At 70.9% G+C, this 14,021-nt stretch carries 12 protein-coding genes; 8 read left to right on the top strand and 4 right to left on the bottom strand.

Features of this window, described 5'->3' with window-relative positions:
- Positions 1–565 precede the first annotated feature (565 nt).
- On the top strand, positions 566–4,354 hold the full coding sequence (locus OHA21_RS30375) for an AfsR/SARP family transcriptional regulator (protein WP_328460658.1): 3,789 nt from the start codon (positions 566–568) through the stop codon (positions 4,352–4,354).
- Positions 4,355–4,389: 35 nt separating this feature from the next.
- Positions 4,390–4,962 (top strand): hypothetical protein, encoded by a 573-nt coding sequence (locus OHA21_RS30370; RefSeq protein WP_328460656.1) that lies wholly within the window; start codon positions 4,390–4,392, stop codon positions 4,960–4,962.
- A gap of 77 nt (positions 4,963–5,039) precedes the next feature.
- Here OHA21_RS30370 and OHA21_RS30365 read toward each other — a convergent pair whose 3' ends face one another.
- The gene (locus tag OHA21_RS30365; protein WP_328460654.1) at positions 5,040–5,318 is read right to left on the bottom strand and encodes a DUF1707 SHOCT-like domain-containing protein; all 279 of its coding nucleotides are present in this window, start codon (positions 5,316–5,318) and stop codon (positions 5,040–5,042) included.
- 51 nt (positions 5,319–5,369) lie between these two features.
- Here OHA21_RS30365 and OHA21_RS30360 point away from each other — a divergent pair, with 51 nt between their 5' ends.
- Entirely contained in the window at positions 5,370–6,233 is an 864-nt protein-coding gene (locus tag OHA21_RS30360; protein WP_328460652.1) for a hypothetical protein, read from the top strand.
- Positions 6,234–6,292: 59 nt separating this feature from the next.
- On the opposite strand, the gene OHA21_RS30355 is transcribed toward OHA21_RS30360, so the two are convergent.
- Both OHA21_RS30355 and OHA21_RS30350 read right to left on the bottom strand, forming a co-directional pair.
- A complete protein-coding gene (locus OHA21_RS30355) occupies positions 6,293–6,700 on the bottom strand; it encodes a hypothetical protein (protein ID WP_328460650.1) in 408 nt (135 codons plus the stop codon).
- Positions 6,701–6,708: 8 nt separating this feature from the next.
- Positions 6,709–7,536: an IS5 family transposase gene (locus OHA21_RS30350; protein WP_328460648.1), complete on the bottom strand. Its 828-nt coding sequence runs from the start codon at positions 7,534–7,536 to the stop codon at positions 6,709–6,711.
- A 382-nt stretch (positions 7,537–7,918) separates the two neighbouring features.
- Between OHA21_RS30350 and OHA21_RS30345 the strand changes: the two genes are divergently transcribed.
- The 4 genes from OHA21_RS30345 (at position 7,919) to OHA21_RS30330 (ending at position 11,613) form a co-directional block, all read left to right on the top strand.
- On the top strand, positions 7,919–8,557 hold the full coding sequence (locus OHA21_RS30345) for a bifunctional 4-hydroxy-2-oxoglutarate aldolase/2-dehydro-3-deoxy-phosphogluconate aldolase (protein WP_328460645.1): 639 nt from the start codon (positions 7,919–7,921) through the stop codon (positions 8,555–8,557).
- Positions 8,554–9,483, top strand: coding sequence for a sugar kinase (locus tag OHA21_RS30340; RefSeq protein WP_328460643.1), 930 nt, complete (start codon positions 8,554–8,556; stop codon positions 9,481–9,483). The genes OHA21_RS30345 and OHA21_RS30340 overlap by 4 nt, the downstream gene beginning before the upstream one ends.
- Positions 9,484–9,578: 95 nt before the next feature.
- On the top strand, positions 9,579–11,129 hold the full coding sequence (locus tag OHA21_RS30335) for a pectate lyase family protein (RefSeq protein ID WP_328460641.1): 1,551 nt from the start codon (positions 9,579–9,581) through the stop codon (positions 11,127–11,129).
- Positions 11,130–11,196: 67 nt separating this feature from the next.
- A complete protein-coding gene (locus tag OHA21_RS30330) occupies positions 11,197–11,613 on the top strand; it encodes a PRC-barrel domain-containing protein (protein ID WP_328460639.1) in 417 nt (138 codons plus the stop codon).
- A gap of 24 nt (positions 11,614–11,637) precedes the next feature.
- On the opposite strand, the gene OHA21_RS30325 is transcribed toward OHA21_RS30330, so the two are convergent.
- Complete coding sequence (locus tag OHA21_RS30325; protein WP_328478613.1) at positions 11,638–12,369, bottom strand: MerR family transcriptional regulator; 732 nt, start codon at positions 12,367–12,369, stop codon at positions 11,638–11,640.
- Between the two features lie 82 nt (positions 12,370–12,451).
- On the opposite strand from OHA21_RS30325, the gene OHA21_RS30320 reads away from it, so the two are divergent.
- Positions 12,452–13,966: a DUF6194 family protein gene (locus OHA21_RS30320; protein WP_328460637.1), complete on the top strand. Its 1,515-nt coding sequence runs from the start codon at positions 12,452–12,454 to the stop codon at positions 13,964–13,966.
- Positions 13,967–14,021: the final 55 nt, after the last annotated feature.

Here is a 14,021-nt window from a genome sequence, read left to right as displayed (position 1 = left end):
CGAGCCGCCCGGCTGACCGCCACTGCTGCCTCGCCGCCCACGAAGCGACGCTGCGCGTCAGCCGGGCTGCGCGGCTGACCGCTACTGCTGCCTCGGCGCGCGTGAGGCAGCGCTGGGCGTCAGCCGGGCTGCTCAGCTGACCGCTACTGCTGCCTCGCCGCGCGTGAGGCAGCGCTGGGCGTCAGCTGGGCTGCTCAGCTGACCGCTACTGCTGCCTCGGCGCGCGTGAGGCAGCGCTGGGCGTCAGCCGGGCTGCGCGGCTGACCGCTACTGCTGCCTCGGCGCGCGTGAGGCAGCGCTGGGCGTCAGCCGGGCTGCTCAGCTGACCGCTACTGCTGCCTCGCCGCCCGCGAAGCGACGCTGGGCGTCAGCTGGGCTGCGCGGCTGACTGCTACTGCTGTTTCGCCGCGCGCGAGGCAGCGCTGGGTGTCAGCCTGATGTGATCTTGTGGAGCGGCGTTCGGGCGGGATCTGCGGTCTCGGATTGGGACCTTGCTTGTCGGAGATCTGTCGATACGACGATTCTGGCTTGCGCTGCCCCTGGGGCGGGGTCCTAACGTCGGGGAGTGCTGGTCCGGGTTCTTGGACCCTTCGAGGTGGAGGGCGACGACGGGCCGGTCGCCCTGGCCGGCGCTGCGCAACGTGCCGTCCTGGCTCTGCTCGCCCTTCGAGCGGGCCGGCCGGTCGGGGTGGCCGAGCTGATCGACGCCCTCTGGCCGGAGGATCCTCCGCCGTCGGCGCGTAACAGCCTGCAGTCCCATGTGGCCCGGTTGCGCGCCCGGCTCGGCGTGCCCGGGATCATCAGTTTGGAGCCGGCCGGCTACCGGCTCAACGTGCCGCGCTCCAGCGTGGACGCGCTGCTGCTGGAGGACCTGCTCCGGGAGCAGGCGCCGCCGGCCGAGGCGGTCTCGCTGTGGCGCGGTCCGCCGCTGCCCGAGTTCCCAGCCGAGCCGTTCCGCAGCGCGGCGGCCCGCCTGGTCACCCTGCACCGCACGGCGTTGCTCCGCCACGCCGGATCCCTCCCACCCGCCGATGCGGCCGCCGAGCTGCACGCCGCCTTCGACGTCGACCCTTGCTGGGAGGAGGGAACCGTCGCCCTCTCCGGGGCCCTGGCAGCCGCCGGCGCCCGCGGCGACGCCCTGGAGGTGCTGCGCCGCCACGCCGACGCCGTCGTCGACCGCCTCGGCCTCGACCCATCCGATCAGATCCGCCAAGCCCAGCTGAACCTTCTCCGCGGCACCTCACCCCGCCCTGAGCCGGCCCGCCCTGTCTCCGTGCCCGGCCAGCTCGCCTCCGCGCAGACCCAGCCCGCTTCCGTGCCCGGCCAGCCCACCTCTGCGCCGGCCCAGCGTTCGTCCACGCCGGCTCAGCCTGGGTCCGTGCTCGACCAATCCGCGCCCGTGCCCGGCCAACCCGCCTTCACGCCCGGCCAGCCCGCTCCCGTGTCCGGCCAGCCTGCCTTAACGCCCGGCCAGCCCGCTTCCGCGCCGGCCCAGCCCGCTTCCGCGCCGGCCCAGCCCGCTTCCGCGTCGGCCCAGCCCGCTTCCGCGCCGGCCCAGCCCGCTTCCGCGTCGGCCCAGCCCGCTTCCGCGCCGGCCCAGCGCTCGTCCACGCCGGCTCGGCCCAGTTCCGTGTCTGGCCAGTCTGGTTCCATGCCTGGTCAGTCTGGTTCCGTGCCTGGCCAGTCTGCATTTGTGGCCGGCCAGCCTGCCTCAGCGATGGTTCCGCTCGCGGCTGGGCCGGGGCAGCGGTCGTCTGGGCCGGGTGGTGTCTCTGCGGGGCCGGGCCGGCCTGGTTCGGTCGCGGGTCAGGACGTCTCGGTTCCGCGCCAGCGCGGTTCTGAGCTGGGTCGGCCCGGAGGGGCCGGCGTTGCGGAGGGCGTTGCCTTTGCGGGGGAGGGCGGCGTGGGTGACCACCGCATCAGCCCGGCGGGGGCCCTGTGGCCTGGAGTGGGTGCTCAGGTTGCTGGGGAGAGCGGGGACTTTTCGGGACGCGTACAAAATGGTGGTTTGTCTGGGGCGGTTGGGCGGGTGCCGTTGCGGTTCTCTTCGTTTCTTGGGCGGGAGGGGGAGCAGCAGCAATTGGCTGCCTGGCTGGCCGAGCCGGGGCTGGTGAGTGTGGTCGGGCCCGGTGGGGTGGGGAAGACGCGGCTGGTGGCGGAGACCGTTCGGGCTGTGCCGCGGGTGGCCTGGGTGGATGCGGCTGATGTGCGGGAGGCCGATTTTCTGGCTGCGGTGGCGGTGGGGGTCGGGGCCCGGGTGGCGCCGCATGAGGCGCCGGTTGCGGCTATCGCGGCGGCTGCGGAGCGGTATCCGGTGGTGGTGCTGGACAACTGTGAGCATGTGTTGGGTACGGCGGCTGAGCTGGCTGAGTCGTTGCGGGGCGTTCGGGTGGTGGTGACCAGCCAGGAGAGCCTGCGGGTGGATGGGGAGCGGGTTCTGCAGTTGGGGCCGTTGGCGCCGGAGGCGGCGCGGCGACTGTTCTGCGAGCGGGCCCGGGTGATGCCGGCGCCGGTGGTCGGGGAGATCGTGGAGCGGCTGGATTTGTTGCCGCTTGCTATTGAGCTTGCGGCTACCCAGGCTGCGGCGCTCGGTGTGACTGAGTTGCACGCTCGGCTGGATGATCGGCTTGACCTGCTCAGCCGCGGGCGGCGTGGTGGGGATCCGCGCCACCGGACTTTACGTGCGGTGGTGGAGTGGTCGTTCGGGCTGTTGGATCCGGCTTCGGCGCGGTTGTTGCGGCGGCTGGCGGTGTTCGCGGGTGGGTTCTCGGTGGCGGCTGCGGAGGCGGTGGCGGCTGATGAGCAGCTTCCGCGGGCGAGGATTGCGGCCCTGCTGGCGGGGCTGGTGGATCGGTCGCTGGTGGCGCGGCATGGGCCGGGGCGGTTCCGACTGCTGGAGACTGTGCGGGCCTATGCCACGGAGCAGGCTGACCGGAGCGGTGCGGTAGGGGCCGGGTGGCGCGGGGAGGCTGAGCGGGCAGATCCGGCTGGTGCGGTGGGGGCTGAGCGGGCAGATCCGGCTGGTGCGGTGGGGGCTGGGCGGGGGGAACTGGCTGGGCCGCGGGAGACCGGGTGGCGCGGTGATGTGGGGGCCGGTCGGGACGGCGCGGCGGGCTCGGTGTGGCAGGGCGGGAGTGGGCGGCGGGCCAAGCGTCGGGCTCGGTATGCCGGTGGGCTGGCGGGTGGCGGTGGCCAGCAGGCGCCGGCGGCGGAGGCCGGCCGTGGGGGGTGGCGTGGGGCCGCCGGTGGTCGGCATGCGATGCAGGACAGCGGTGACCGGGCAGCCACCGAGGCGCGGCATGCCGCGGCGATGGTTGCCGCCGCGGAGGAGCTTGATCTGCGGATGCGGGGTCCGGAGCAGGCCGCGGCGGTTCGGGAGATCGATGCGCTTCTGCCGGATCTGCGCCTGGCCTATGCGCGGGGCTCGGCCGAGATGCGGGTGCGGCTGGCTGCGGCGATGTATCGGTACGGGTATCGCTGCCAGCACTATGAAGTGCTGGCCTGGGGGCGCGCCGCGGTCGACGGGCCGGCCCACCCGGATGCGCTGGCTGCCGCGGCGACGCACGCGTGGGGGCGCGGGGAGTTGGACGAGGCCCGCAAGCTGGCCGGTCGAGCCGAGCCACCAGGGGCGCCGGCGCATGAGGTGCTCGGGGACGTCGCGCTGATCCTGTGTGATGCGGAGGCGGCGATCGCGCACTACCAGGCCATGGAGGGCGAACCGGTCACGCGGGTCTCCGGGCTGGTCGGCGAGGCGCTGGTTCGGGCCTGGTCGGGGCAGGTCAGCGAGGCGGTCGAGCTGGCCGGCGCGGCCATGGAGATCGCCGACGCGACCGGGAATCCCAGCGCGCGGGCCGAGGCGCGGTACGGGTTGGGGGAGGCGCTCGGTGACACCGACCCGCAGCGGGCGCTGGAGTTGCTCGACGAGGCCGCGGCGCTGGCCGGGTCGGTCGACGACCGGCTCTTTCAGGCGGCGGCCGGGACAGCGGCGGTGGCCGTCCGCAGCCGGCACGGTGATCCGGGGCCGGCGCTGGCGGAGTTCCGGGAGGTTCTGCGGCTGTGGCGGCGGGCCGGCAACGACACCCTGCACGCGGCGGCCCTGCGCAACCTGATGGTGTTGCTGGTCCGGGTCGGTGCGGACGAGACGGCGATGCTGATCGACGCAGCGCTGCCGCCGGCCGAGGTCTACCCGGCGGAGGCTGCCCGCCTGGACCGGGCCCGGGCCGCCGCCGCGGAACGGCTCGGTGAGACCCGGGTGGTTGTCCTGCAGCGGCGGGGCGCGCTGCTCGACGCAGCTCAGGTGGCCGACGAAGCGGTGCGGGCCATCGACGCGGCCCTCGATCGGGGGCGTGGTTGACGACTGCCCGGGTGCCGGGTCGATACGGTGAACGGGTGTCTCAGATCCCGTGGTGGGGCCTGCCCCTGGTGGCCGTCGTGTTCGCCCTGGCCGGGGCCGCAGTGACGGTGCTCGTCACCGCCCGTAACGACTACCTGCTCAAACGGCGACGCCGCACCCGGCGGTGGTATGCCGAACGCAAAGCTGCCTACGTGGACCTGCTGGCGGCGTTCGAGCGCGCCACGCAGCGGCTGCGGGCGGCGTACGAGGCGGGGGAGAAACCGCCGAGCGCGCTGGCGTACCTCGACTCGGTGTCTCCGGCGCTGATGCCGGTGCGACTGCTCGCTTCCGGCCCGGTCCGCAGCGCCGCCCTGGCCGTTCACCTGCAGCTGGAACGGCTGCACAGCGAGATGAACCCGTCCGGTGTGGTCGGCGTTCGACCGCAGACCCACTTCCGCGAGCTGATCGCTCAGGTGCCGCTCGTGATGCAGCAGTTCGAGGCGGCGATCCGGGAGGAGCTGGGCATCCGGGACATGCCGCCGGAGCCGGTGGACTCGCCGAACGGCGTGGTCCGCGGCTTCCTGCGCCGACCGGCTGCGCTCAGCGGGCCGGAATCCGAACGCCGCTGACAATCGTTGCGGGTCCGGCTGCGCTCAGCGGGCCGGAATCCGAACGCCGCTGACAACCGTTGCGGGCCCGGGTGCGCTCAGCGGGCCAGAGTCAGAACGACGGTGAAGACCGCCAGCACCACCGCCGCTGCGAGGAACGCCCACAGCAGGTGACGGTCCTGCTCGGCAGGCTCCTCCAGCGGCGGTAGGTCGGCGGTGGCGGCGGCCAGGTCGCCGTGCGTACGACAGGCCAGAACCCGGTCGACGCGTTCGGCATATTCGTCCAAGGTCAATCTTCCCGCGGCCGCATGCTGTTCCAGCATGGCGACGACACGGTACCGTTCTGCGTCGGAGGCCCGAAGCGTTGGCTCAGTCACGGCGCCAGGGTAACCTCCGCGGCCTTTTCCCCCACCACCTCGGAGGTCAAGATGGCGAACCCGCCCGGGAACAGCCTTCTCGTGATCGAGCGCCTGCTGCGCGATCGCAACGGAATCTGGCGGCAGATCATCGAAGAGCGGGATCTCAAACAGTTGACCGGCCAGATGCTGGTCAGTTCGGCTCTCAGCCTCGCGCTCTACGGTGCGGTCCTCGGTGCGTCGAACAGCGCGCTGCAGGCCGTCTCGTCGTTCATCAAGCTGCCGCTGCTGTTCCTCGCCACCCTCGCCATCTGCCTGCCGACGCTCTATCTGTTCAATTTGGTCTTCGGCGCGAAACTGTCGGTGCTCCAGGCGCTCACACTGATCATGGTGACGATCACCGTGACCGCGGTGCTGACCCTGGCGTTCGCCCCGATCAGCCTGTTCTTCCTGATCACGGCGCAGAGCTACTCGTTCTTCAAACTGCTGAACGTGGCGATTCTGGTGCTCACCGCGGTGGTCGGCTTGCGCTTCCTGACGGCCGGTATGACGGCGCTCAACGAGCACCAGGTGAAGGTCGCCCGCCGGGCGCTGACCCTGCCGCCGGCGGTCGAGCTGCCGGCCGACGCGACGACGGCTGCTCCGGAGAAGGGCAAGGAGAACGGCGCCGTCCTCACGGCACCGGCGCCGGCCCCGGTCAAGCGGCTCTCCGACGTCGGCGGCCGGCCGGAGGAACTGCCGGCTGGTGAGCGTCCGGCCAGCATGACGCTGCTCTACATCTGGATTCTGCTCTTCGGGTTCGTGGGCACCCAGCTCGCCTGGACGCTGCGGCCGTTCTTCGGCAGCCCGGACAAGCCGTTCCAGCTGTTCCGCAGCATCGGCGGCACGTTCTACGCCGACATCTTCCAGACGATCGGCCGCCTGGTCGGTGGCTGAGGCCGCTTGCTCGAGGGTTGAGGCCGCCTGGTTGGTGGCTGAGAGGCCGGTTTGAGGGCTTAGGTCCGTTTCTCGGGTAGGGCAAATACTCCGGGTTCGTTTTCGGTGAGGATGTTGCGGCTGACCATGCGTTTGAGGCGGGCGCGGGCGCTTTCGACGTGGCTGGGTGCGGGGTCGACGCCGACGGCGAGGCAGATGTCTTTGGCCCGCATGCCGGCGGGCGCGGCGTGCAGGACTGCCAGGATCTGCTGGTAGGGCGTGCTGGCGATGGTCGGGTCCTCGGCGGTGAACTCGGCTGCGGTGAGTGCTTGCAGGGTGGTGCGGGTCGTGGCGAGGTCGGCGAGTTCGGTGTCGGTCTGCGCGAGTTGCGCGGTCAGGGCGGTGATCTGTTCTCGCAGGCCGGTGGCAGTTTGGTTGGCGGCGGCTTCGCGGATGGCGATCAGGTCGAGGATCGTGGTGATGTTCATTGGCGGGTTCACCGCCAGGTCGGGGTGCTGGTGCCGGTCAGTCGGCGCACGATGTTGGCCATCGAGGCCCAGAGGGTGCGTGACACCGATGACTCGGGTCGGCTTTCGTATTCGCGGGTCAGCCGCCGGTGCAGCATCAACGTGCCGTTGACCTGCTCGACGATCCACCGCTTCTTGACCGGCACGAACCCGGCGGTGGTGTCGGATCGTTTGACGACCTCGACGTCGACGCCCAGAACCGCGCCGTGCAGGGCGAAGTCCTGCTGGAACCCGGCGTCGACCCATGCTCGGGTCACCGTGGGGGTGTGTTCGGCGATCTTGTCGAGCAGCTTGATGCCGAGCACGTTGTCGCTGATCGACGCGGCGGTCACGACCACGGCGATGATCAGGCCAAGGGCGTCGACGGCCAGGCCTCGTTTGCGGCCGGGGACCTTCTTGCCGGCGTCTTTACCGGTCGTCGCCGCCGGGACGTGGTTGGCGGCGCGCAGCGACTGGGTGTCCAGCACGACGGCGCTCGGGTCCTCGGCGCGGCCGGCCTTCTCTCGCGCCTGACAGCGCAGCAGGTCATGGATCGCCTGGTCAGTACCGTCGTCACGCCACAACGCGAAGTAGTAGTACGTCGCCGATTTGGGCGGCAGGTCGTGCGGCAGATAGGCCCACTGGCAGCCGGTCCGGGTCTGGTAGAGGATCGCGTTCACGATTTCCCGCAACTCGTAGCCGCCGCCCTGTTGGCCGGTCACCGAGACGCGTTTCGCCTGCCACGCCTGCAAAAACGGCCCGATCAGGTCCCACTGCGCGTCGGTCACGTCGCTCGGATACCGCTGTCGATCACTCATGACCAGCGCAACGCTGCCATGATCTCCCGGTCGCGATCGAGGCTCACCTTTCAATCCTTCGAGTGATCACCATCTATGACAAACCTCTGGAATGATCCCCAACCGGACCCAACACATAGATCAACGCGAAGACCACCGAACCACCCTCTGAGGCCGCTTGCTCGAGGGTTGAGGCCGCCGGGTTGGTGGCTGAGGCCGCTTGCTCGAGGGTTGAGGCCGCCGGGTTGGCGGCTGAGGCCGCTTGCTCGAGGGTTGAGGCCGCCGGGTTGGCGGCTGAGGCCGCTTGCTCGAGGGCTGAGGCCGCCGGGTCGGTGGCCGAGGCTCAGGATCGGCGGTGGCCGAGGGCTTACTGCAAACGGTTGCATCGGGCAGGATCGAAGGGGTGACCGATCAACACAAGCCTCTCGATCCTGTCTCCGCCGCCATCGTCGAGAGCGGCCTCGTCGCCATCCTCCGAGCCCCGACCGCCGACGGGTTCGCCCCGGTGGCTGAAGTCCTGGTCGCCGCCGGCATCACTGCCATGGAGGTCACCCTGACCTCGCACGGCGCGATCGAGGCGATCGCGGGCCTGCGCCGCATGCTTCCGGACTCGGTGGTGGTCGGTGCCGGCACCGTGCTCACCGCTGACGATGCGAAGGCCGCCGTCGACGCGGGCGCCACCTTCCTGGTGTCGCCGATCGGCGGCTCCTTCGGGGTGGACGTGCCGCATTACCCGGGCGCGTTCACGCCGAGCGAGGTCTACGCCGCCCATGTCGCCGGCGCGCCGCTGGTCAAGCTTTTCCCGGCCGGGGGTCTCGGCCCGGGCTACCTGAAGGATCTACACGGTCCGCTGCCCCAGGTCCGGATCATGCCGACCGGCGGGGTCGGCCTCGACGACATCTCGAAGTGGATCTCCGCGGGTGCGGTCGCGGTCGGTCTCGGCGGCCCGCTGATCGGCGACGCCGCCACCGGCGGCAGCCTCACGGCGCTCGCCACCCGGGCCCGGCACGCCGCCGACGCGGTCGCCTTCGCCCGATCATGAGCGGACCGATTTTCGCCCTCGGCGAGTCGATGGGGATCTTCGTCGCTGACGGGATCGGCACCCTGGAGAGCGCCCGCGCCTTCACCCTCGGCGTAGCCGGCGCGGAGAGCAACGTGGCCATCGGCGTGGCGCGCCTGGGCGGCGACGCCACCTGGCTGGGCCGGATCGGCCCGGATGCCACGGGGGCGCTCGTCGCTTCCCGGTTGCGCTCCTTCGGGGTACGCACGATCGCGATCCCGGACGACGCCTTCACCGGCCTGATGATCCGGTTCCAGCGGTCCGGCCAGTTCATCCACGCCGACTACCACCGTTCCGGCAGTGCCGGTTCCCGTCTCAACGCGGCGGACGTGCCGGTCGCCGAGATCGAGGCGGCCGGGATCGTGCACGTCACCGGCATCACCACCGCGCTCAGCGCTTCGGCCCGCGCCGCCGTCTTCCACGCGGTGGACGCGGCCCGGGCGGCCGGGGTGCCGGTTTCGGTGGATGTCAACTACCGCAGCAAGCTCTGGTCGCGGTTCGAGGCGGCCCCGGTGCTGCGCGATCTCGTGGCCCGCGCCGACGTGGTCTTCGCCGGCCCGGACGAGGCGGCCATCTTCGTCGACTCTCCGGACCCGGTGGAGGGTTTGGCGAAGCTCGGCCCGGCGGAGGTGATCGTCAAGGACGGGGCGCGGGGATGCGTGGCGCTGATCGGCGGCGTCCGGTTCGAATTGCCCGCCCTCCCGGTGACCGCGGTCGACCCGGTCGGCGCCGGTGACGCCTTCGTGGCCGGCTATCTGGCGGACCGGCAGGCCGGCGCCGGCCCGGAGCAGCGGCTGCGGACGGCGATCGCGGCCGGCGCGTTCGCGGTGACCGTTCCCGGCGACTGCGAGGGCCTCCCGACCAGGGCTGACCTGGCCGCTCTCTCGGGCGGCGACATCAACCGCTAGCAATGTGACGACGGTCACACCGCTCCCGGACAACCGATCTTGCGTCGCGGCACACCTCTGATACGCCCCATCCCCCAGGAAACAGGTGTAGCCAGATGAAGAGATCAGTCGCGCTGCGACTTTCCGCGGTAGCCGGTGTGGCCGGCGTGGCCGGAGCCATCGCCTTCGGCCTGCCCCAGCACGACGCGTCGGCGGCGACCAGCCCGGCCACCGGCTTCGCGAGCGCCAACGGCGGCACGACCGGCGGCGCCGGCGGAGCCACGGTCCGGGCCACCACCGGCACCGAGATCCACGCGGCCCTGTGCGGCCGGGCGGCGACCGACACCCCGATCACCATCGAGGTGCAGGGCACGATCAACCACGGCAACACGGCCAAGGTCTCCGGTGACAGCTGCAACACCGCGGCCGGCCTGATCGAGCTGAAGGGCATCAGCAACGTCACGATCGTCGGTGTCGGTAGCGGCGCGGTCTTCGACCAGCTGGGCATCCACATCCGCGACTCGAGCAACATCATCATCCAGAACGTGACCGTGAAGAACGTGAAGAAGTCGGGTTCGCCGACCTCGAACGGCGGTGACGCGATCGGCATGGAGAGCACGGTCCGCAACGTGTGGGTCGACCACGTCACCCTGGAGGCCTCCGGCGGTGAGTCGGAGGGCTTCGACGGCCTGTTCGACATGAAGGACGACGTTCAGTACGTGACGTTGTCCTACAGCGTCCTGCGCAACTCGGGCCGGGGCGGACTGGTCGGGTCGAGCGAGACGGACACCGGCAACAGCTTCATCACGTACCACCACAACAAATACGAGAACATCGATTCGCGTACGCCGTTGCTGCGCGGCGGTGTCGCGCACATCTACAACAACCACTACCTGAACCTGAACGAGTCGGGCATCAACTCGCGGGCCGGCGCGAAGGCCAAGGTGGACAACAACTACTTCGAGGACTCGAAGGACGTCCTGGGCACCTTCTACACCGATGCCGCCGGCTTCTGGCAGGTCTCCGGGAACGTCCTGGACAACGTGACCTGGTCGGCGCCGGGCACCGACAATAAGCCGGCCGGGCCGAACCTGACCTCGACCACGACGGTCAGCGTGCCGTACTCGTTCGCCCTGGACAACGCGTCCTGCGTGCCGAGCATCGTGAGCCAGACCGCGGGCGCGAACAAGGGCCTGAAGGTATCCACCGGCACCTGCTCGGCGACCGCAGCCCCGACCGCGGCCCCGACCGCCGCGCCGACCACCGCCCCGACAGCGAGCCCCACAGTGGCCCCGAGCCAGCCGACCGGCGCCAACCTCAGCATCGGCGCCGGCGCGGACGGCTCGAGCAAGGCCGGCGGCACCAGCTACGGCAACGTCAAGGACGGCAAGACGAGCACGTTCTGGTCGCCGAACGGCGCCACCGGCGAAGTCTCGATCAAGTGGAGCTCCGCCACCACCGTCGCGAAGGTCAACGTCATTGCGGCGGCCGGCGCCTCGACCGGCTCCTACCAGATCCTCAACGGCACCACCGGCGCGATCCTGAAGACCGGCACCGGCGCCGGGGTGATCACCTTCCCGGCCACCTCGCTCACCAAGCTCACGCTCAAGGTGACCAGCTCGTCGAGCACTCCGAAGATCGCCGAGCTGGAGACGTACGCCTCCTGAGTTTTGCTCCCGGGGCTGGCGGGTACGGATCGTGCAGCGGCAAATTCATCGATTTGAGGAGGCCGTGATGCAACCTACGCCGTTCACCCCGTGGTCCTGGCGTGACCCGTCGAGCCTGGCCGGAACGTATGACCCGGCCGCGGCGGACAGCGTCGAAGAAGGCGGGCGGACCGGCGTGGACCTGGTCGGATACAAGGTCGAGGCGACCGATGGGCACATCGGTTCGATCGACCAGGCCAGCTACGACGTCGGTGACGCTTTCCTGGTGGTCGACACCGGACCGTGGATCTTCGGGCGGAAGGTTCTCCTGCCGGCCGGCACGGTGCAGACCGTCGACCATGACGAACGCAAGGTCTACGTCGACCGTACGAAGGATCAGATCAAGAGTTCTCCGGAGTACGACAAGGACACCTTCGAGACACCGGAGTACCGCGAGCAGGTCGGGGATTACTACACCGGTAGTTACCGCGACTTCCCGCGCTGATCCAGTAGGCCGCCGCCCCGCCCGTCAACCCCCACGGGCGGGGCGGCGTACGTCTGCCCCGGCACTGTCCAGCAGATCGAGGTAGTCGGCGAGGCGGGCGGATCCGGTCAGCATGGCGCGGCCGCGGGCGGTGACCCGCTCCTGCCAGCCGGCGAGCGAGCCGGCCAGGGCTTCCGGGTCGCCGGCGTCGCGGACCTGGCGAAGGACCGCGGCGATATGGTCCAGCCGGTAGCCGCCGCGCCGCAGCAGATGCGCCAGCTCGGCGTCACGGACGTCGTCGGGCGAGTAGACCCGGTAGTGGGTCGCCCGGTCCCGGGCCGGCACCAGAATTCCGGCCCGCTCCCATTTACGCAGCGTCGCCGGGGTGACGGCGAGCCGGTGGGCGACCGCCCCGACCGGAAGCGATCGGTCCCCGGGCCGGGCCGGCGGCGCCGAGGCCAGGACGGTGACCGCCGACGCGACAGTTGCCAGCGTCTCCCGGTCCCGCTGTAGTTGAACGTGTGCGGCGTCGACGGCGGCGAACGCGGACTCCGGATCATCCCGGCCGACGGCCCGCATCACGACACCGGCCGTGCGGTAGCCGTACCCCTGAACCAGAGCGAGATAGGCGCTCAGCGCGGCCACGTGCTGGTCGGTGTAGACCCGGTAGCCGCTCGCGGTGCGCTGCGCGGCGGGCAGCACCCCGTCCCGCTCGTAGTTGCGGATCGCCTGGGTGGACAGGCCGTGCAGCCGGGCCAGATCCACCGGCCGGTGCACCGCTGTTTGAGGGTTCACCGGACCATTCTGCGCTCCGGCGGCCGTGACCCTCAACAACAAGTTCAACGATACGGTGAAGGCCATGGAGCAGTTGCTTTCCCTCGTCGGATCGCGTGATCCGCAACTTCTGGCCCTGGGCGAGCCCACGCACGGCGAACCCGCCTTCGCCCGCCTGAGCAAAGAGATCTTCCAGCTCCTCGCCGGGCACGGCTTCCGCTCGATCGCGCTCGAGTTCGACCGGGTCGCCGGGCTCGCCGTCGACGACTACGTGCGCGGCGCGGCGGAGACCGGGGACGGCCCCCGGGGACTCGTCGAGTGGATGCGGGCCCACAATGCCGGGTTGCCGCCGGAGGAGCAGCTCGCGTTCCACGGTTTCGACGCGCCGCTGGAGATGATGTCGGCGGCCGGGCCGGGGCGGTACCTGCGGCATCTTCGCGACTATCTGGGCGTACCGATCCCGGATCTTGATCTTCTGATCGGCGACGAGAGTCGCTGGAGCGACCCGGCCGCGCAGCTGGACCATGCGCGATCGATCGGCCGGTCACCGCAGGCAGCCGCGCTGCGGGTGATAGCCGACGATCTTCTGACTCAGCTGTACGCCGAAGCACCGCGCCTGATCGCCACAAGTTCGGCCCGGGCCTGGCAGCAGGCCCGGACCCACGGCATCGCCGCACTCGGCCTGCTCCGCTATCACGCGGTGGCGGCCGACCCGGCGCCCGCGGCCGAGCGCACCTCCCGGATGCTCGGGGTGCGGGACGCGCTGATGGCCCGGAACCTGCTCGACATCCGCGAGTTGGAGCAGAGCCGCGGGCCGACGCTGGTCTTCGCGCACAACCGGCACCTGCAACGGCACCCGAGCCGGTGGACGCTGGCCGGGATGGACCTGGAGTGGCACAGCGCCGGCGCGACGGTGTCGGCGCTCCTCGGCCCTCGCTACGTCTTCATCGCCGGGAGTCTGGGGTCGAGCCCGTCGCTGGGCCTGGACAGTCCACTGCCGGGCACGTTCGAGTCACAGCTGGAACCGGGTCTGTCCACGCCGCGACCGGCCGGGACGGTTCGCGACGATGTGAAGGTCGAGCAGGGGTATTTCCCGCTGGACGCGGAGACGATCGAGGGGGCTGACATGATCTTGCACGTGAATTCGGGCGACGATCCGGCGGCCGGGCTGGCTGCGCGGATCAGGGCTCTGCCCGGCGTCGCCGAGCACCGGATCGAGCCGGATTCCGGGATGCCGGAATACACCTGGGGTGACCGGTTCTTCTTCGCCGGCGAGGACCGGAAGCGGCCGTTCGCCACGATCGTCGGGCACGACATCCCGGACTTCGACTCGCGTTCCCACCTGGACCGGCCCGGGGCCTACCGGCTCAACATCGAGCTGGGGCGGGCCGAGTTCAAGAACGCTTTCGGGTACGGGCCGGAGGAGTTCGCCGCACACAGCGACGAGATCGACTTCACCGCGGCGGACATGCTGATGCCGCACCCGGCGTACGCGGTGCAGGGCTGGGCGAGCGTCGTCAACCCCGGCCCGGCCACGGCCGCCGACGTGGACCGGCTCCTGGAGCACGCCCGAGCCCGGTCCGCCGCCCGCCAGAGATGACCGGATCGGTCCGGGCCGGGGCGTGATGGTGCCTTATCCAGCGCGGCCCGGCGGC

The organism is Actinoplanes sp. NBC_00393 (assembly GCF_036053395.1).
GTDB lineage: Bacteria > Actinomycetota > Actinomycetes > Mycobacteriales > Micromonosporaceae > Actinoplanes.
This window is presented reverse-complemented; position numbering and strand designations above follow the sequence as displayed.

Coding starts and splice junctions, on each gene's coding strand:
- OHA21_RS30320 (WP_328460637.1), top strand. CDS start 12,452: ATGGAGCAGTTGCTTTCCCTCGTCGGATCGCGTGATCCGCAACTTCTG.
- OHA21_RS30360 (WP_328460652.1), top strand. CDS start 5,370: ATGGCGAACCCGCCCGGGAACAGCCTTCTCGTGATCGAGCGCCTGCTG.
- OHA21_RS30350 (WP_328460648.1), bottom strand. CDS start 7,536: ATGAGTGATCGACAGCGGTATCCGAGCGACGTGACCGACGCGCAGTGG.
- OHA21_RS30335 (WP_328460641.1), top strand. CDS start 9,579: ATGAAGAGATCAGTCGCGCTGCGACTTTCCGCGGTAGCCGGTGTGGCC.
- OHA21_RS30355 (WP_328460650.1), bottom strand. CDS start 6,700: ATGAACATCACCACGATCCTCGACCTGATCGCCATCCGCGAAGCCGCC.
- OHA21_RS30330 (WP_328460639.1), top strand. CDS start 11,197: ATGCAACCTACGCCGTTCACCCCGTGGTCCTGGCGTGACCCGTCGAGC.
- OHA21_RS30340 (WP_328460643.1), top strand. CDS start 8,554: ATGAGCGGACCGATTTTCGCCCTCGGCGAGTCGATGGGGATCTTCGTC.